Below are 18,052 nucleotides of genomic sequence, written 5' to 3' on the forward strand. Positions count from 1 at the left end.
AAGCCTATCGCCCTCTAAAATAGGGGAGTTCGGGCCAATAACAATCCGAGGCTTGAGAGTGGGTGAACGCAGTCCCGAAATTGGGCGGCGGGCGAAAATCGCCCCGTGAGTGGCAAATTAAGCTCTGGCGGCTATGCGACCTTCAATGGAACGCGGCGCCGGGTTCGTGCTTCCTGACGCAAGTGGAGCGAATGAACGACGCCAGCAAGATTCCCGGCACGCAGCCGTTGCCGCTGTCGAAGCTGCTGGAGCATGTCATTGCGCACCATGGCGGCGAGCGGCTGACGCTCAGCGAGCTGTCGGCGCGCCTGCGCGACCGCGCGTGGGGCGGACTGCTGCTCATCTTCGCCGCAATCAACATCCTGCCGCTGCCGCCGGGCGCGACGGCCGTCACCGGCATCCCCCTGCTGGTGCTGACCGCGCAGCTCGCTGCCGGCCGGGCCCGTCCGTGGTTTCCGCGCAAGCTCGACCAGCACGGCATTGGCCGCGAGACGATCGCCCGGCTGATCGCCAAGATCGAACCCATCGAGCATCGCATCGAGCGCATATTGAAACCGCGCCTCTATTCCCTGACCGGCCATCGCGGCGCGCGCGTCATCGGCGTCATCAGCTTTCTGCTGTCGGTGATCCTATGGCTGCCGATCCCGCTCGGCAATCACGCCCCCGCCCTGGCGATGACGCTGTTCGCGCTGGCGCTAATCTATCGCGACGGCGTGATGGCCATTCTTGGCGCCATCACCTCTGTCGTCAGCGTATTCCTCGTTTCCCTGACCGCGGCCGCCGCCTGGATGGCAGCGGTCGCGGTCTGGCACCGGATGTTCTGACGCACTAGCGGCGTGAAGCGATCCAGGTGTTCACGCGGGTCTCGAGCACGTCGAGCGGCTGGGAACCGGACCCGATCAACAGGTCGTGGAAGCCCTTGAGGTCGAACTTCGGCCCCAGCTCCTTTTCCGCCTTTTGCCGCAGCTCCATGATCTTGAGCATGCCGATCTTGTAGCCGGTCGCCTGGCCCGGGAGCGTGATGTAGCGGCGGACTTCCGATCGTGCGCCGTCCGGTGACTGGCGGCCGGTCTTGATCAGATAATCGACCGCCTGCTCCTCGGTCCAACCCTTGGCGTGGATGCCGGTGTCGACAACCAGCCGCGAGGCCCGGAACAGCTCGGCATCGAGGCGCATGAAGTCGGCCGCGACGTCCGGATAGGCATTCATCTCCTTGCAGAGCGCCTCGGTGTATAGCGCCCAGCCTTCGCTGAAGGCGACGTAGCCGTAGGCGCGGCGGAACTTCGGCGCGCCGGTCTGCCGGGCCTGGATGTCGCCCTGCATTACGTGGCCCGGAATGCCTTCGTGGCACATCAGGTCGTAGACCGCCGCCGGGTCCTCGGTTTTGCCGAGCAGGTGCACATAGACGCGGCCTGGGCGCGTGCCGTCGGGACTTGGGCCGGACGCGTGGGCCGCGCCGCCGGCCACTTCGCTGAACGCCGGTTCGCGGATGACTTCGACCTTGTAGGCAGGCAGCAGGCCGAAATAGTTCGGCAGCAACGTGCGGGTGTGCGCGATCGCGGCGTTGGCGATGCGGAGATATTCGTCGCGCAGCGCATCGGTCCACGGCGTCGGGGGGAAGCGCTTCTCGCGATCGGCATAGAAGGCGTTGCGGTCGGCGAAGCCGGCCGTCTTGGCCAGCGCGTCCTGCGCCGCCTCGATTCGCGAGACCTCTTTCAGGCCGATCTGGTGGATCTGCTCGGCGGTCAGATTGGTGGTCGTGTTCTGCTTGAGCGCCGCCGCATACCATTCGGCGCCGCCGGGCAGTGAGATCGCGCCGACCCGACCGCTGGGCGCCTTCGGTAGCTCCGACTGCTCCCAGGCGATGATGCGCTCGTACACCGGCTTCAGACCCAGCACGCCGGTCTTCGCGTCGGCGAGCAGGGTCTGCGCCTCGGCCTCGGTCACCTTGCCCGAGGACTGCAGCTTGGCGACCTTTGCCTTCGCATCGGCCCACAGCGGCGAGTCCTTCCCGCTGTCGAACGGGGCGCCAGTGATGATCGCCTTGCTGCCCGAAATCACGCGCTCGACCTGGAACTTAGGCGCGCGAATGCCAGCCGCGTCAGAGGTCTTGCTCTGCGCAATTGCGGTATCGAGCACCTTCGGAATGGCCCGCAGCCGCGCGTTGTAATTGCGCATGTCCTGCGCGTCCGTGACCGTGTGCGTGTTGATCATGAAGTTCGGCAGCTGGGCATGTGCCGAATAGAGGAAGGAATAGAAGGGCGGCTGGAAGCGGCGGAACTTGTAGCTGCGCTCGGCCCGCTCCAGCTCCAGCGCCCAGATGTCGTAATTCGCCTGCGCGTCCGGCGACAACTTGGCGCGGTCGAACTGCGCCTTCATCTTCGCAACGCTGGCGCGGCGCCATTCGAGCAAACGCAGTGCCGCCGCGTCGCTATTGTCGTCGAGCTTGTCCTGGTTTTCCTTGATGCCAAGGCGCGTCGCCAGGGTCGGGCGCATCTTCACTTCCTGCGCGAACTCACCGTCGAGAAAGGCAGTCAGTCGCGCGTCCTCGGCATTGACCGGGGCGACGGCCGGAGCCGTCTGGGCGACAGCGAGCGCCGTGGGAGCCGTGAGGCTCGCGGCGGCGAGCAACAGAAATTTCGAAATGCGCATGAAACCAGCCCTCCTGTTGGGCCAGCCTTGTATCAGTGCTTACGAGCGCGTGAAGCCTCCCGCGGCGCACGCGATTTGTTGCAATGCCCGGGCTAAGGCATCCAGCCGAACGAGTTCCTCGCCCACTTCCACGGTCATGGACGGAGAGGCAGCGATCCGCTCGCAAATCCCGTCGAGTTCGGCGCTGATCCGTACCAGCGTCGGCGTGTCGGGAGCTGCAGCCAGCCGCTGACCGTGGCGCAGGGAGTCAACAGCCTGATCGACCTTGCGCTGGCCGGGGTGGCCAACGCGCTTTACCCACGCGGCGACATCGATCTCCCGATCGAAGCGTAGGCCGGCATGACCTTCCGATTGCCACGCGACATTACCGGCGACCGCCAGGCTGCCACGCACGAGCCGGACATTCGCACCGACCGGCGGAATCCTTTCGCCGTCCAGAAAGGCACCACCGGGCGACAGGTTGCGGACGCGGACAGGCCGCGTTTCCTCGCCGCTGACCAGTACGGCCGTCAGGAAGACGTTTGAGCGAAGGTCGCTTCGATGCTCGATATCCGGATGCACGCCTGCCCCCATGCCGCGACCTGCTTGCGACGATGAGCCGGAATCGCAGGCAACGGCCGTATCGCCAAGGAACACTCGTGCCAGAATGGATGTAACTGACTTCGCTCAGGTGCGACGTGGCGCAGCGGCGCTGAAATGCCATTCGCGGCCGCCCTGACAACGGACCCCGCGCAAGGTCGCCGCCCGGCCTTCGGCAAGCGCTTCGAGGAGATGATCGAACTCGGCGCCGCGTGATTCTGCGTCCCCTTCCGTCGCCAGCCTCCGCAAAGCCCGAGCGACGATGCGTCGCCGGATTTCCGCAGGAGCATCGCCTGGGCGATAGGTGATACCACCGCGGCTCTCCCTAACCGACTGTGACCATTCGCGGCGCATCGCCCAGTCCAAACCAAGATCGGCGTCCGCCAAATGAGATGCGGAGCGCGCGACGGCGGAGGGGTTTAGCCAGTCCGTTTCGGCCAGCGCCTTACGGATGCGCACGCGTTCGAACCGCTCGTCATTATTGCTGGGATCGTCGGCGGGCGTCAGCTGCCGCGTCGCGCAGACCTGTTCGAGCTCGGATCTGCGCCAGGTGAGCAGCGGGCGCAGGAGGCGCACCTGCGCGCCCGGCACGACCGAGTGCGGACGCATCCCGGCCAGGCCGCGCACTCCCGCTCCCCGGGCGAGCCGCATCAACAGTGTTTCCGCCTGATCGTCAGCATGGTGCCCGGTTACAATGGCGTCGAGCCCCTGCTCTTCGGCCCAGTAGCCGAGCAGGCGGTAGCGCTCACGACGGGCGCGCTCCTGGATTGCCGTCGCCGGCGGATCGCGCCAACGCACGTTCAACGTTGCATGGGGAACGCTGATCTGATCGCACAGGGCCGCGACCATCGCCGCTTCAGCCGCCGCCTCGGAGCGCAGTCCATGATCGACGGTCGCGGCTTCTACAGTGTTCGGTCGCGCGGCGGCGGCCAGCGCCAGAAGCGCGAGACTGTCCGGACCGCCGGAAATCGCCAGGCCCAGGCGGAAGCTAGGCGCGGCGATGGCGTCGAGATCTTTGGCGAAGCGTTCGACCAGGGCGGCGGGAAGCATCCCGAGCGCCCTAGCACATCAATTGCACTGCGCCTGCGCCTTGGCATCGTTCTCGAGCTTCTTGAGGTCGGGCCTGATCTTGGCGCCGTAGACGGCATCCAACTCCGCGTAGGCCTTGCAGGCCTGGCCCGGCTGGCCGAGCTTCATCAGTGCCTGACCGAGATAATAAAGGCTGTCCGGGGCGCGCTCGCCACCCGGATTGCTGCGGTAGTTGGCGAGAAGGGCCGTCGCGGCGCCGCGGGCATCGCCCTTGTCGAGCAGGGCGCGGCCGATCAGGTTGTTGGCGTAGCTGGTGCGGCGGTGCTTCGGATAGGCGGCAGTGAATGCCTTCAACGTGGCGATCGCCTGGTCGTACTGACCGTCTTCCCACTGGTGGAAGCCGGCGGTGTAGGCGTCCTCGCCGGGATCCGCCGCAGCCGCGTCAGCAACCGGAACGGCGGGACCGCCGGTCGCCGGGGCAGCAGTCGTAGGCTTGGTCGGCGTTGACTTGGGCGATGTCGAGGTGGTGGTCTTGCGCGGCGGCGGGGCGGCTGGAGCGACGGAGTTGGTGCTGCCCGGTTCGGCAGGCGCCGCCGCAGGTACCCCAGCCGCCAGACGCTGCTCGATCGCGCCGATGCGCTGGTCCTGATCCGTCTTGAGCTGAGTGAGCCCGCCCTCAACGTTGCGCAGCCGGTTTCCATTCTCTTCGGACGAACGGACGAGGTCCGCCATCTGCCGTTCGAGCGAGTCCAGGCGTTGCGCGAGCGAGACCACCGACGATTGGCTGGCTGCGGGATCATCGTTGAACCCGGCCGTGTCGGCAGGGCGGCCTTTGGGAAACAGCTGACGCTGCATCTGCTGCACCTGCCGTTCGAGCCGGTCGATGCGCTGCTCGGGACTTGGCGGCGCTTGACGCTGGGCGAGCGCAATCGACGGCATGACGCCAAGAGCGGCCGTTGCCAGGATGGCCTTCACAAGGCGAGATTTCACTGAACTTCCCCCACGCTTCCGTTTCACCGTGACCTTGCCCGAGCGCAGCTTGCGCGCGGATGAATCTTATTCGCCGCTGTTCGTGGTCGGCGGCGTTTCCGTCGCGGCGGCGGGCGGCGGCGGTGCCGAGGGTGCCGGTACGGTAAGCGCGCCCGCCGGCGTACGGCGCGCAACTGCCGCCGGCGGCGCGGCGGAAGGCGGCGGCGTGGCCGCGGCAGCTTCAGCCGGTGCTTTCAATAGATCGGCGGGCAGCAGGCTGACGTTGGAGACCGTCGTGGCCGGCTTCCCGACCGGCCCAGCGGTGGTGCTGCCGACCTTGATCGACAAGGCTTCGGGCTTGCCGGTTTTGAGCACGGGCGCCGTCGCGGTGGCCGGAACCGTGTAGGTCTGGCCCGGCTGCAACGTGCCCGAAAAGAGGGTCGCGCCGCCGCGCTCGCTGACTTGGAGCCAGATCGGCGCCGTGGCGGTCAGGACCACAGGCCCCTGTGCCTGCGCGGCCGGAGCCTGAGCCGGCGCCCCGACAGGTGCTGCCGTGTTGGTTGGAGTGGCAACGGCGTTGGCGACAGACTCGTCCGGCGACTGGAGCGACCGGCTGTTGAGCCAGCTCATCAACGCGATGAGCACGACGACGGCGACGATCGCCCCGAGCACCAGCCACTTGGGCATCGTGCGCGCGGGGTCGGCGGGCTCGAAGACATCAGAAGAGGTCGAGGCAAAGCGCTGCCCGCCCATCTCCTCACGCAATTGATTGCCGATCTCCGTCCGGTCGAGGCCAACCGCAGAGGCATAGCTCTTGGCAAAGCCGATGCTGTAGGTTGGCGCCGGCAGATTGTCCCAGTCGGCCGTTTCGATGCTGGCAAGATGGCGCTGGGGAATACGCGTTTGCGCCGCCACGTCTTCGAGGCTCAGCTTCCTTGCTTCGCGGGCGAGCCGCAGCCGCTCGCCGGCAGTCACGGGTTCCGCCTCGACGATCTGTTCGTCGAGCGGTTCGGGATCGGGTTCGCGCTTGGCCATGTCTCTGTTTGAAGTCTGGGCCCGCAGTGTCAACCGCTAGCCGATGGTCACGTTGTGCTTGCGCGCCCAATCGGTCAGCGCCTTGCGCATGTCCTTGGGCGGCTTGGTGAGCAGGTGGCTCATCTTCGTGCGGATGGCGCCAGCATCGAGCGACCGGATCATCGCCTTCAAGGGCCCGATCCCCGCCGGCGTGATCGAGAAATTCTGCGCCCCGATGCCAAACAGCGCCATTGCCTCGAGCGGCCGACCAGCCATTTCGCCGCAGACACGGACGGTGACCCCGGCGGCATTGGCCTGATCGAGCACGCGCTTCAGGAAGCGAAAGATCGCGGGACTTAGCCAATCGTAGCGCTGGGCCAGTCGTGGATCGGAACGGTCGGCCGCGAATAAAAATTGGGTGAGGTCGTTCGTGCCGATCGACAGGAAGTCGACGCGCGGCAGCAGTATATCGAGGGTTTCGGCGAGGCTCGGCACTTCGAGCATGGCACCAAACTCGATCTTCTTGGGCAGCTTGCGGTGGGCGTTCCGCGCCCATTCGACCTGCTCCTCGAACAGCGCCCGCGCTTCCTCATACTCCCACGGTTCGGAAATCATCGGGAACATGACGCGGAGAATCTTGCCGGCCGAGGCGTCGATAAGCGCGCGCGCCTGCGCCTTCATCAGCGTGGTCCGGTCGAGCGACAGGCGAATTGCGCGCCAGCCCATGGCCGGGTTTTCCGCCTGCTCGGATGTTTCGTCGATCAGGTACGGCAGCACCTTGTCGCCGCCGATGTCCACGGTGCGGAACACGACCGGGCGGTCGCCCGCTTCATCGAGAACCTTTGTATACAGCCGCTGCTGGCGGTCGCGGCCCGGGAGCGTCGCGGAGACCAGGAACTGGAACTCGGTCCTGAAAAGGCCGATCCCATCCGCGCCCGTCATCCGGAGCGCGGCCGCGTCTTCCGCCAGACCGGCATTGACCATGACGCTTGCCTTGACCCCGTCGAGCGTCACGGCCGGCAGCGACTTAAGCGCTGCGAATTCGGCGCGCCGCTTCTGGCTCATCGTCATCCGCTGGTCGAAGCCGGTGGAAAGCTGGCGCGTCGGGCGAATGATCACGCTGCCGTTGTCGCCATCGACGAGGATCGTCTCCCCATCTTCGACGCTGTGACGGATGTCGTTCAGGCGCCCAATCACGGGCACGCCGATCGCCCGCGCCACGATTACCATGTGCGAGGTGAGCGAGCCTTCCTCAAGCAGCACGGCCTTCAGTCGGCGCCGGTCATATTCCAAGAGTTCGGCGGGCCCGAGGTTGCGCGCGATCAGCACGGCGTCCTGGGCAAGACCGGTTTGAGCAGCTGTCCCCATGCGGCCCGACACGATCCGTAACAGACGGTTCGACAAGTCCTCGAGGTCATGCATCCGCTCTTTCAAAAGCGGATCATCGATTTCCTGCATACGTGCCCGCGTGCGCTGCTGGACGCGCTCGATCGCCGCCTCGGCCGTCAGTCCGCTGTCGATCGCGGTGTTGATCCGCCGCGACCAGCCCTCGTCGTAGGCGAACATGCGGTAGGTCTCGAGGATCTCCTGATGCTCGCCCGCGGTACCAAACTCGACGTCGCGGGCCATGTTGTCGATCTGCTCGCGCATCTTGCGGAACGCGCCGTAGACTCTGTCGCGCTCGGCCTCGGTGTCTTCGGCCACGGTGTGCTCGACAACAACGCGCGGCTCATGAAAGACAGCTTGTCCCTTGGCCATGCCCGCGACCAGCTTGAGGCCGGACAGACGGAGCGGCCCGGCGCTGCGCAGCCGGCTTCGGCGGGCACCGTCGACCAGCCGCGCCGCGGCGATCATTTCCGACAGCACCATGGCGACGGTCTGCAGCGCCTCGATCTCAATCTCGTCATACCGGCGCGGATCGGCATGCTGCACGGCAAGGACGCCGATCGGACTTTCGAGCCGAACGATCGGCACGCCCGCGAAGCTGTGGAAGCTCTCCTCGCCAGTCTCAGGCTTGTAAGCGAACGCCGGATGCTCGGCCGCCTCGGCAAGGTTCAGCACGCGACCCTCGGCAGCGATGGTGCCGACGAGCCCCTCCCCCATGCTCAGCCGCGTGACGTGCACCGCTTCCTTGCGCAAACCGTGCGTGGCGAACAGTTCAAGCTTGTTGTCGCGGAGCAGGTAGATCGAGCAGACCTCGCTGCGCATGCTGGCCGCGATCAGGTTGACGACCTTGTCGAGCTTGGCCTGCGCACTGCCGCGCGCCCCCATGATGTCATGGAGCCCGGTCAGGATCTCCCGAGCGGAGGCAGCGGCGGAAAGCGGCATGCCCGCGGCGCTATCAGATGGGGCGCGCGCCTGTCACGCGCCGATCACGTCAAACCTTAACGGCGCTCAATTGTAATAGCAGGCAATCGAGCTCCACGCGGCTTCCTTCTTGATCAGCGCAAGCAGGTCTTCGCCGAGCCGATCGTCGAAGTGAACGCCGCAACGCTTCTCGGTTCGCCATACAACCCGCGCAAAGGCCTCCTGCGTGCCAGCAACCATCAGCAGTTCCTCGCCGCTGTCGGGAAGATCCTTGGCTTCGAACCGCGCCCCCGTCGCCGACAGATCGGAGACGATCACCGAGCGCGAGCAACCCAGCGCAAGCGCGGATGCGGCCAACGCTACACCTTCGCGCGCCGCGGCGCGGCGGCATTTAGGCACTTCGATCGGTCCATCACGCATACCAGCTCTCCCGATGGTTTGCGCATGGTCGTCTCACCAAGCGGCCGCGTAAGCAAAGGGCTGCGAAACGGCTGTGCCGCTCAGGGACGGATTATCCCCGGCTCTCCAGTGCGGCGGCAGCCTCGTCGACCAGTTCCCGGATAATTTCGGCGACCGGCTCCTCCCGAGTCACCATGCCAACCGACTGGCCGGCCATCACCGAGCCGCTCTCCACGTCGCCGTCAATGACTGCGCGGCGCAGTGCGCCGGCCCAATAATGCTCGATCTGGAGCTGGGCCTCAGCCATTTCGATGGCGCCCTCGTCGAGCTTGCCCGCAACTTCCCGCTGCTTGGCGGCAAAGTTCTCCATCTCGCGATTCTTCAGCGCGCGAACGGGGATCACCGGCAGGCGCGGGTCGATCTGCACCGAGGGGATGGCGTCGCGCGCCGAGGCGCGGATGAACGCGCGCTTGAAGTTGCCGTGGGCGATGCTCTCGGTGGCGCAGACGAAACGCGTGCCAAGCTGGACACCGACGGCACCCATTTCGAGGTAAGCCGCGATCGCCTCGCCCCGGCCTATACCGCCGGCGACGAACACCGGAATGTCCTTGGCGACGACCGGCAGAATTTCCTGCGCCAAGACGGAGGTGGACACTGGTCCGATGTGGCCGCCGGCTTCCATGCCTTCGATGACCAGCGCATCGGCGCCCGAGCGGATCAGCTTTTTCGCCAGCGCGAGCGCGGGCGCGAAGCAGATCAGGCGCGCGCCACTCGACTTGATCCGCTCGATCGCGCCGCCGGGCGGAAGACCGCCCGCCAGTACGACATGGCCAACTTCATGCTTGGCACAAACGTCGATCAGTTCGCTGAGCTGCGGGTGCATGGTGATGAGATTGACGCCGAACGGCCGCGCGGTGCGCGCCCTGGTTTCGGCGATCTCGGTATCCAGCAGTCCGGGCGACATTGCGCCGCAGGCGATCACGCCGAACCCGCCGGCGTTGGAGATTGCGGAGACGAGGTTTCGTTCGCTGACCCAGCTCATTGCACCGCCGAGAATCGCATATTCGCAGCCGAGGAACTCGGTGCCGCGATGCATCAGCTCGCGAAGGCGCGCGTGACCGACCGATTGGTGGACGGCGCGCGGCTCGGCGATCAGCCCCTCGCCGCTCACGCGGCCTGCTCCGCGTCGAGCCCGAAGGCGCTGTGCAGAACGCGCACGGCAAGCTCGGTGTAGTCTTCAGGCAGCAGGACCGACACTTTGATCTCCGAGGTCGAGATGGCGAGGATGTTGATGCCGCGCTCGGCGAGCGTATCGAACATCTTAGCTGCGATGCCGGCGTTGGAGCGCATGCCGATGCCGACGGCACTGATCTTCACCACGTCGGTATCGGTCATGATCTGCTCGAAACCGATCGACTCCTTCGCCTTTTCGAGCTCGGCGACCGCGTGGGCCAGCGACGCCGTCGGGACGGTGAAGGTCAGCGTCGTCGCGGTTCCGCGGCCGGCGCCGCTCTGGACGATCATGTCGACGATGATGTTCGCCTGAGCCAGCGGCGCGAAGATGGCGGCCACGGTCCCGGGGCGGTCAGGCAGGCCCGTCAGCGTTACCCGCGCCTCGTTCTTGTCATGGGCGATGCCCGTGATGAGTTGCTGTTCCATCTGATATTCCTCGATCTTGTCGTCGCCGACGATCAGCGTGCCAGGCTTTGCTTCGAAGGATGAGAGGACCTGCAGCGCCATGTTGTAGCGCATGGCGAGCCCCACCGAGCGGGTCTGCAGCACCTTGGCCCCGACCGAGGCCAGTTCCAGCATTTCCTCATAAGTAATGGCGTGGAGCTTGCGGGCGCGCGGGACGATGCGCGGGTCGGTGGTGAAGACGCCTTCGACGTCGGTGTAGATGTCGCAGCGGTCGGCCTTGGCCGCGACTGCCAGTGCTACGGCGGAGGTGTCAGACCCGCCGCGGCCGAGCGTCGCCACTTCGCCTTCGGCAGTGACGCCCTGAAAACCGGGTATCACGGCGATACCGCCGCTGGACAGAACGCCCTCGAGAATTTCGCTGTCGATGTGGTCGATCAGCGCAGAGCTGTGGCCCGAGGCCCGGATCGGCAGCTGCCAGCCCATGTAGGAGCGCGCGTTGGCACCCATGCCGGACAGGGTGATGGCGAGGAGGCCCGCCGTCACCTGTTCGCCGCTGGCGACGACCACGTCATATTCGCGCGGGTCGTAGAGCGGTGCCGCTTCCTTGCAGAGGTGGACCAGGCGGTCGGTCTCGCCAGCCATGGCGGAGACCACGACCGCGACTTCGTTGCCGCGGTCGGCTTCGGCCTTCACCAGGCCCGCGACGTGGCGGATGCGCTCGATACCGGCCATCGACGTGCCGCCGAACTTCATCACGATCCGTTGCTTGGCGCGGCTCATCGCGGCGGCTCTTAGCCCTTCGCGACCGCCGCGCAACCGGCGAGCCAGTCAGGCATAAGGTCGCCGGCGATCAGCTCCTCGACTTCGAGCCGTTTCCGAATGAGCGCCCAGCGGTCGCCGTCAACCAGCACTTCGGGCGTCAACGCCCGCGTATTATAGGTCCCGGCCATGGCGGCGGCATAGGCACCTGCGGTGCGGAACACGACGAGGTCGTCGGGCGCGACGGCGTCCATGTCGCGGCCGGTCGCGAAGGTATCGCCTGTCTCGCAGACTGGGCCGACGACGTTCGACCGCTGCGTCGCCCCACGCGGCCGGACTGCCTCGATATTGTGCCAGGCATCGTAGAGCGTCGGCCGCATCAGGTCGTTCATGGCCGCATCGACGATGACGAAGGGATCGGTTGCGCCCGGCTTCACGCGGATCACGCGAGACAGCAGCACGCCGGCGTTCCCCACCATGAGCCGCCCGGGCTCAAACACCAGCCGCGCGTTCCAGTCGCGCGTGACGCGGCAGACCATGGCGCCATAATCGGCCGGGCTCGCGGGCGGTGGCTGGCTCGGATCATACGATACGCCCAGACCTCCGCCGAGGTCGGCGACCGTGATGTCGTGCCCGGCGGCGCGGAGCGCCGCGAGCAGCTCGCCGACGCGAGTGAAGGCGCGTTCCAGCGGTTGAAGGTCGGTCAGCTGACTGCCGATATGCACGGCGACGCCCTGCACCTTGAGCCCCGGTAGTGCCGCCGCGCGGGCATAAGCGGCTGGCGCATCGCTGATGGCGATCCCAAACTTGTTCTCGGCCGATCCGGTGGTGATTTTGGCGTGACCGCCGGCGGCCACATCCGGGTTCACGCGGAAGCCCATCGGCGCGATGCGGCCCATCTCGGCCGCGACTGCGGAAAGCATCTCCGCTTCCTCGAACGACTCGACGTTGAATTGGAACAGACCGGTTTCCAACGCGAGACGCATCTCGTCGGCCGTCTTGCCGACGCCCGAGAAAACAATGCGATCAGCGGGCACGCCGGCCTTGATGGCGCGTCGATATTCGCCCCCTGACACAACGTCCGCGCCCAGTCCGGCGGCCGCAAACGTGGCGATCACGGCGCTGTTGGGATTGGCCTTCACGGCGTAGGCGATCAGGGGATCGGCGAGGTCCGACAGCGCTTCCTGCAGCGCCCGCGCCTGCCGCCGCATCGAGGCGGTCGAATAGACGTAGACCGGCGTACCCACCTCGGCGGCGATCGCCGTTAGCGCCACGCCTTCGCAGAACATCTCGCCGTCGCGAATTTCGAAATCATCCATCGCGCCCTTCACGCAGTGTCCCTTCCGCTTTGCAAGCGAAGAAGGCATGGGAGGCGCATGAGCAGCATCGTCGATACCGAGGTTCGGCAGTTCTCCGCGCAGGCGGGGGATTGGTGGGATCCCAACGGGTCCGAGGCGATGCTGCACAAGCTGAACCCGGTGCGCCTGAGATATGTGCGGGAGCAGATCGACCGGCACTGGCAGACGGACGAATGCTCGCGCCGACCGCTTGAGGGCAAGACCGCGCTTGATGTCGGTTGTGGCGCCGGGCTGCTGGCGGAGCCGCTGACCCGCCTCGGCGCGAAGGTCACCGCGCTCGATGCGTCGCCGGAGTTGATCGTCGCGGCGCGCGAGCATGCGGCAGCGGTGGGTCTGGACATCGACTATCGCGCGGGCGAGCTCGCCGCGCTCGACGGCAAGTTCGACCTTGTGACCTGCATGGAAGTCATCGAGCACGTCGCTGACCCCGCCGCCTTTGTCCGCGACCTCGCCGCGCGTCTCGCGCCCGGTGGGCTGCTGATCATGTCGACGCCCAACGCCACCGGCTGGTCAAAGCTGCTGACCATCACGCTGGCCGAAGGGCTCGGCCGGGTGCCGCGCGGAACGCATGACTTCGACAAGTTCATCCCACCGGAGCGCCTGAAGAGCATGCTAGCCGATGCGGGCCTGCAGTGCATCGACGTTGAAGGCATCGCCTTCTCGCCGACGCGCGGCCTTCATCTCAGCGAAGATTTACGGCTGAATTACTTGCTAGCCGCCAGTCACGGCTGAGACGCGTTCAACTCGGCTCGCGAAAATCACGCCCCGCGCTTAACCGCCATTAACCATCTGGCTGAATCCCCGGCCTGCCCTAAGCCTTTGACATCACCAAATTTCAGGCCGGGGGGCCGGACGTGCGTTCACTCTTCAATTTCTCCTCGCGCGACGTCGCGATCGATCTCGGCACCGCCAACACCGTGGTCTACGTCCGCGGCCAGGGCATCGTCTTCAGCGAGCCGTCGGTCGTAGCGCTGGAGGTGGTGCAGGGTGTGCGCAAGGTCCGCGCGGTCGGCGACGACGCCAAGCTGATGCTGGGCAAGACGCCGGAGAACATCCGCACCATCCGCCCCCTCCGCGCCGGAGTCATCGCCGACATCGAAGTCGCCGAAGAGATGATCAAGCATTTCATCCGCAAGGCGCATGGCGGGCCCAGCCGCTTCTTGCGCGGGCCTGAGGTCGTGATCTCGATCCCCTCGGGCGCGACCAATGTCGAGCGGCGGGCGATCCGCGACGCCGTCAGCAATGCCGGGGCCGATCGCGTGTCGTTGATCGAGGAGCCGATGGCCGCAGCGATCGGCGCGGGGCTGCCAGTCGCCGAGCCGGTGGGATCCATGGTCGTCGACATCGGCGGCGGCACGACCGAGGTCGGCGTCATCTCGCTGCAGGGTCTCGCCCTGTGCCGCTCGGCGCGGGTCGGTGGGGACAAGATGGACGAGGCGATCATTTCCTACGTCCGCCGCAATTATAATCTGCTGATCGGCGAAGGGACCGCGGAGCGGATCAAGCTGGAAATCGGCTCCGCCGTTCGTCCGCCCGAGGGCAATGGTAAAACGACGCTGGTGCGCGGCCGCGATGTCGGCCGCGGCATGCCGGGCGAAGTCGAGCTCAATCAGGCGCAGGTCGCCGAGGCGCTGGCCGAGCCCGTCAACCAAATCGTCGAGGTCGTGCGTACCGCGCTCGAGCACACCCAGCCGGAAATCGCTGCCGACGTCATCGACCAGGGCATCACCATGACCGGTGGCGGCTCGCTGCTGCGCGAATTTGACACGGTGCTGCAGGACGCGACCGGCCTGCCGGTAATCGTCGCCGAAGACCCGATGAGCTGCGTGGCGCTGGGCGCCGGACGGACGCTGGAAGACCAGGTCTATCGCGGCGCCCTGATGGCGGCTTAGGCCTTCTTCGCCATCGCTTTCTTGTGGGCCATATGATGCCCGACGGCGCAGCCCGCTGCCGCGCCGAGGATGGCATGGTGATGCGCAAGATGGCCGCCAACCCCGCCGACTGCAGCGCCTTTTAGACACCCGGCGGCTTGTGCTGGCGAAATGACGGCAATTGACGAAACAATCGATGCGGCGACGACCAATTTGAGAACGCGCATGACAAGCTCCTGTCGATTTGTGACGGCTTGCTCAACGAGTGGTTGCGGCGTTCCCCTCAATTAAATGTTGGTCATGCCCGTCTAGAAATCGACCTTGTCGTAGTGGCCGGGCGGGACGATTACTTCCATCCGCTCGGCCAGCAGCGGCCGGAAGCAGGGCCGCGACTTCATCACCGCGTACCAGTCCTTTGTCTGCTTGTGCCCGCGCCAGTCGAGCGCGCCGAGATAATCGATCACGCTGAGGTGAGCGGCTGCAGTGAAATCGGCGAGGCTTAGCCCGGGGCCCGCCAGCCAGCGACGGTGATCGAGCAGATAATCGAGGTAATCGAGATGCTCCGAGGCGGTGCGCATCGCCTCGCGCAGCACGCGGGTGTCAGGACTCTCGCGATTGACTAGCCGCTTGCGCATGCGCTCGTTCATCAGCGGCTCGACCGCTTCTCGGTAGAGCTTGATGTCGAACCATTCCGTCATCCGCCGGATCTCGGCGCGGAAGGCGGCATTGCCGTGGATCATCGGCATGCGGTCCACCGTCTCATCAAGATATTCGACGATCGGCTGCGATCCGATCAGCGTCACCGCCTGGTCGGGCTCGACCATGACTGGTGTTTCGCCGGCCGGGTTTAGATCGAGGAATTCGTCCCTCTTTTCCCAGGGATTCTCGCGGACGAGCTCATGCCCGACCCCCTTCTCGGCCAGCACGAGACGGACCTTGCGCGAAAAGGGGCACAACGGGAACTGAAAGAGCTGCCACATGACGTGGCTGCTTTAGCGGCTGGGCGCGGGGCGTCTAGCGGCGCGGATAAGTGGGATCGGGCAGATTCGCGACCGCGCGTTCGATCGAGCGCTGCGCCTGATCGAGGCTGCGCATAACTTCGGGCAAGGCGCGGTTCACGGCCTGCGCACCCTGCTGAATCGTCGGTCCAACGGCCGCCAGCTTCCCGTGCAGATGCCGGTCAAAGTCGGGATCGTCGCGGCGGGCCATGTCGCGAACTGTCGTGGCCCTCTCCTGCGGCGTCGGTTCCCGCCCGTCGATGGCGGCGCGAACCTCACCCACGCGCATGCCCAGCACCGCGTCGGTGATGGCATCGAGAACTCCGGTCAGCCGCTGCGCACTCGCCGGATCGGTGAGCACCGGCGGCAGCTGCGGAGCGACCGGCTGCGCGGCGGCTGGAACCGCGATGATCAGGGTCGAAAGGGCGACGACGGTCTTACGCATGGCGAGCACCAGTAAGTGATTGAATTCACTGCTTAGCACGCAGCACCGCCGAAGAAAATCTAGCGAATCGACAACCAGACGAGCGCGGCCGCACCGGCGATGATGCGGTACCAGGCGAAGGGCGCGAAGCCGTGCCGCGAGATGTAGGCAACGAAGCCGCGGACGACGACGATCGCGACGATGAAGCTGACGATGAAACCGACGGCAACGGCGGTGAAGCCGACGCCGCTTGCGCCTGAGAGCAAGGTGTCGTGGTGCTTGACCAGTTCTAGCGTGGTCGCGCCGACCATGGTCGGAATGGCGAGGAAGAAACTGAACTCCGCGGCGGTGCGCCGTTCGACCCCGAGCGACAGGCCGCCCATGATTGTCGCGCCCGATCGGCTGACGCCCGGAATCATCGCCAGGCACTGGACGAGCCCGACGCCGATCGCCGTCTTCAATGGCATTTCCGCGACGCCGATGATGTCGGTCCGCTTCACCATCTTCTCGATGATCAGGATGGCGACGCCGCCGACGATCAGCGCGACCGCCACGATATGCGCATTGCCGAGCAACGCTTCGATCTTGTTGATCAGCAGGAAGCCGAGAATCGCGGACGGCATGAAGCCGATCAGGACGTTGCGCACGAAGCGCCACGACACCGCGTTGCCCTTCAGCATGCCCTCCAGCACTGCCCAGAAGGTCCGCCAGTAAAGGACGACGATCGCCAGGATCGCGCCGAGTTGGATAATCACGTTGAACGCCGCCCACTTCTCTGCGTCGAAACCAAGTAGTTCCGTGGCAAGGATCAGGTGGCCGGTAGAGGAGACCGGAAGGAATTCGGTGACGCCCTCGACGATGCCGAGGATGATTGCGATCAGCAAAATAGGCATGAACGGAGCGTCGAGGCTCAGTTGGTCGCGGTCAAGTTAATCCGGCGCCCGGCGAATTTCCCGCCCTTGTGGTAGCGGCCGAGCCATTCGTAGCCGACGGCGGCGAGCGGCGTCGGCTGGATGCCAAAGGCCTCGAGGCCGGGCAGTCTACCGCTGGGCACGCTGCCCTGCTGAAGCATGATCCACTGGTCGGCCGTCAGCGGCGCACCGGGCAGGAAGCCGAGCTTTGACAGGATCGTCCCGGCGATGTTCGGCAGGACCGCGACCTCGGGGTTCTGCTCGGTCATTTCCAGAATGGCACGTTGCAATTCGAGCATCGTCATCATCTGTGGCCCGCCGATTTCGAAGGTCTGGCCGCCGAAGCGCTGCGGATCGAGCGCGGCCATGGCGATCGCTTGCCCGAGATCGCGGACGTAGACGGGTTGGAACTTGCTGCCCGGCGCGAGGACGGGGAGCACCGGCAGCTGCGCCATGCCGGCGAACCGGTTGGTGAGATTGTCTTCCGGTCCGAAGACCAGCGATGGGCGGACGACGGTCGCGCGCTCAAACGCCTTGCGGACCGCGGCTTCGCCTTCGCCCTTGGTGCGCGCATAATATGCTTCGCCGTTCGGGTCGGCGCCAATGGCGGAGATCTGCACGAGCGACCGGCACCCCGCTGCGCTGGCCGCTTTGGCAACATTCGCAGCGCCGTCGACATGCACGCTGCGCATGTTCTTGCCGAACACGCCGCACAGGTTGATCGCCGCGGTCGCGCCGCGCAGGGCGTGCGCAACGCTCGCCGGCTTCGTGATGTCGGCCCGTTCGTACCCGACCTGACCGACCTGTCCGAGCGGCTGGATGGTGTAGGCCGCGCGCGGATTGCGCTGGGCAATGCGCACCCGGGCGCCATTCTTCAGCAGATATTCGCAGACGTAGCGGCCGATGAAGCCACCGCCTCCGAACACGGTTACGAGAGTTTCCGAACGGTCGACCATGGCCGGGCGCTTTGCCCGTGCGAACCGGCGTTGACAAGGCGCGCCGCGCCCCTCTAAGCGCGCCGGCCTACCACATAGTTCGGTTCCCGTGCCCAGGTGGCGGAATTGGTAGACGCACCAGCTTCAGGTGCTGGCGCTCGCAAGGGCGTGGAGGTTCGAGTCCTCTCCTGGGCACCATCGCCGCCGGA

18 protein-coding genes and 1 tRNA gene are annotated in these 18,052 nt (G+C 66.0%); 4 read left to right on the plus strand and 15 right to left on the minus strand.

The genetic code is table 11. The features are described from left to right. Positions 1-191 precede the first annotated feature (191 nt). On the plus strand, positions 192-824 hold the full coding sequence (locus QU596_RS07725; protein WP_308514672.1) for an exopolysaccharide biosynthesis protein: 633 nt from the start codon (positions 192-194) through the stop codon (positions 822-824). A gap of 4 nt (positions 825-828) precedes the next feature. Here the strand turns inward: QU596_RS07725 and QU596_RS07730 are convergent, their stop codons facing one another. From QU596_RS07730 to lysA, 10 genes are all read right to left on the minus strand, one after another. Beyond that, on the minus strand, positions 829-2,652 hold the full coding sequence (locus QU596_RS07730; RefSeq protein ID WP_308514673.1) for a DUF885 domain-containing protein: 1,824 nt from the start codon (positions 2,650-2,652) through the stop codon (positions 829-831). 39 nt (positions 2,653-2,691) lie between these two features. Continuing rightward, positions 2,692-3,225 carry a PilZ domain-containing protein gene (locus QU596_RS07735; RefSeq protein ID WP_308514675.1) on the minus strand — a complete coding sequence of 178 codons (534 nt, stop codon included), beginning with the start codon at positions 3,223-3,225 and terminating at the stop codon, positions 2,692-2,694. Between the two features lie 93 nt (positions 3,226-3,318). Beyond that, entirely contained in the window at positions 3,319-4,281 is a 963-nt protein-coding gene (gene tilS, locus QU596_RS07740; protein ID WP_308514677.1) for a tRNA lysidine(34) synthetase TilS, read from the minus strand. Between the two features lie 18 nt (positions 4,282-4,299). Continuing rightward, a complete protein-coding gene (locus QU596_RS07745) occupies positions 4,300-5,250 on the minus strand; it encodes a tetratricopeptide repeat protein (protein ID WP_308514679.1) in 951 nt (316 codons plus the stop codon). Between the two features lie 66 nt (positions 5,251-5,316). Next, positions 5,317-6,264 (minus strand): helix-turn-helix domain-containing protein, encoded by a 948-nt coding sequence (locus QU596_RS07750; RefSeq protein WP_308514681.1) that lies wholly within the window; start codon positions 6,262-6,264, stop codon positions 5,317-5,319. A 36-nt stretch (positions 6,265-6,300) separates the two neighbouring features. Beyond that, positions 6,301-8,571 carry a phosphoenolpyruvate--protein phosphotransferase gene (gene ptsP / locus QU596_RS07755; RefSeq protein ID WP_308514683.1) on the minus strand — a complete coding sequence of 757 codons (2,271 nt, stop codon included), beginning with the start codon at positions 8,569-8,571 and terminating at the stop codon, positions 6,301-6,303. Between the two features lie 66 nt (positions 8,572-8,637). Further along, entirely contained in the window at positions 8,638-8,970 is a 333-nt protein-coding gene (locus QU596_RS07760; RefSeq protein ID WP_308514685.1) for a PilZ domain-containing protein, read from the minus strand. A 91-nt stretch (positions 8,971-9,061) separates the two neighbouring features. After that, complete coding sequence (locus QU596_RS07765) at positions 9,062-10,045, minus strand: NAD(P)H-dependent flavin oxidoreductase (RefSeq protein WP_308517959.1); 984 nt, start codon at positions 10,043-10,045, stop codon at positions 9,062-9,064. Between the two features lie 71 nt (positions 10,046-10,116). Further along, positions 10,117-11,367: an aspartate kinase gene (locus QU596_RS07770; RefSeq protein ID WP_308514686.1), complete on the minus strand. Its 1,251-nt coding sequence runs from the start codon at positions 11,365-11,367 to the stop codon at positions 10,117-10,119. A gap of 11 nt (positions 11,368-11,378) precedes the next feature. Further along, entirely contained in the window at positions 11,379-12,665 is a 1,287-nt protein-coding gene (gene lysA, locus QU596_RS07775; RefSeq protein WP_308514688.1) for a diaminopimelate decarboxylase, read from the minus strand. A 57-nt stretch (positions 12,666-12,722) separates the two neighbouring features. Between lysA and ubiG the strand changes: the two genes are divergently transcribed. Both ubiG and QU596_RS07785 read left to right on the plus strand, forming a co-directional pair. After that, the gene (gene ubiG, locus QU596_RS07780; RefSeq protein WP_308514690.1) at positions 12,723-13,436 is read left to right on the plus strand and encodes a bifunctional 2-polyprenyl-6-hydroxyphenol methylase/3-demethylubiquinol 3-O-methyltransferase UbiG; all 714 of its coding nucleotides are present in this window, start codon (positions 12,723-12,725) and stop codon (positions 13,434-13,436) included. 122 nt (positions 13,437-13,558) lie between these two features. Next, positions 13,559-14,596 carry a rod shape-determining protein gene (locus QU596_RS07785; RefSeq protein ID WP_308514692.1) on the plus strand — a complete coding sequence of 346 codons (1,038 nt, stop codon included), beginning with the start codon at positions 13,559-13,561 and terminating at the stop codon, positions 14,594-14,596. On the opposite strand, the gene QU596_RS07790 is transcribed toward QU596_RS07785, so the two are convergent. The 5 genes from QU596_RS07790 to QU596_RS07810 all read right to left on the minus strand — a co-directional run bounded on the left by QU596_RS07790 (position 14,593) and on the right by QU596_RS07810 (position 17,864). After that, positions 14,593-14,802 (minus strand): hypothetical protein, encoded by a 210-nt coding sequence (locus QU596_RS07790; protein ID WP_308514694.1) that lies wholly within the window; start codon positions 14,800-14,802, stop codon positions 14,593-14,595. The genes QU596_RS07785 and QU596_RS07790 overlap by 4 nt on opposite strands. A gap of 81 nt (positions 14,803-14,883) precedes the next feature. Continuing rightward, the gene (locus QU596_RS07795; protein ID WP_308514696.1) at positions 14,884-15,555 is read right to left on the minus strand and encodes a glutathione S-transferase family protein; all 672 of its coding nucleotides are present in this window, start codon (positions 15,553-15,555) and stop codon (positions 14,884-14,886) included. Positions 15,556-15,589: 34 nt separating this feature from the next. Continuing rightward, positions 15,590-16,018, minus strand: a complete 429-nt coding sequence (locus QU596_RS07800) for a hypothetical protein (protein WP_308514697.1) — start codon at positions 16,016-16,018, stop codon at positions 15,590-15,592. A 59-nt stretch (positions 16,019-16,077) separates the two neighbouring features. Beyond that, a complete protein-coding gene (locus QU596_RS07805) occupies positions 16,078-16,890 on the minus strand; it encodes an undecaprenyl-diphosphate phosphatase (protein WP_308514699.1) in 813 nt (270 codons plus the stop codon). A gap of 17 nt (positions 16,891-16,907) precedes the next feature. Beyond that, complete coding sequence (locus tag QU596_RS07810; protein ID WP_308514701.1) at positions 16,908-17,864, minus strand: complex I NDUFA9 subunit family protein; 957 nt, start codon at positions 17,862-17,864, stop codon at positions 16,908-16,910. 90 nt (positions 17,865-17,954) lie between these two features. On the opposite strand from QU596_RS07810, the gene QU596_RS07815 reads away from it, so the two are divergent. Beyond that, a tRNA-Leu gene (locus QU596_RS07815) sits at positions 17,955-18,041 on the plus strand. Positions 18,042-18,052: the final 11 nt, after the last annotated feature.

The sequence above is a fragment of the Sphingomonas flavescens genome, assembly GCF_030866745.1.
Classification (GTDB): Bacteria; Pseudomonadota; Alphaproteobacteria; order Sphingomonadales; family Sphingomonadaceae; genus Sphingomicrobium; species Sphingomicrobium flavescens.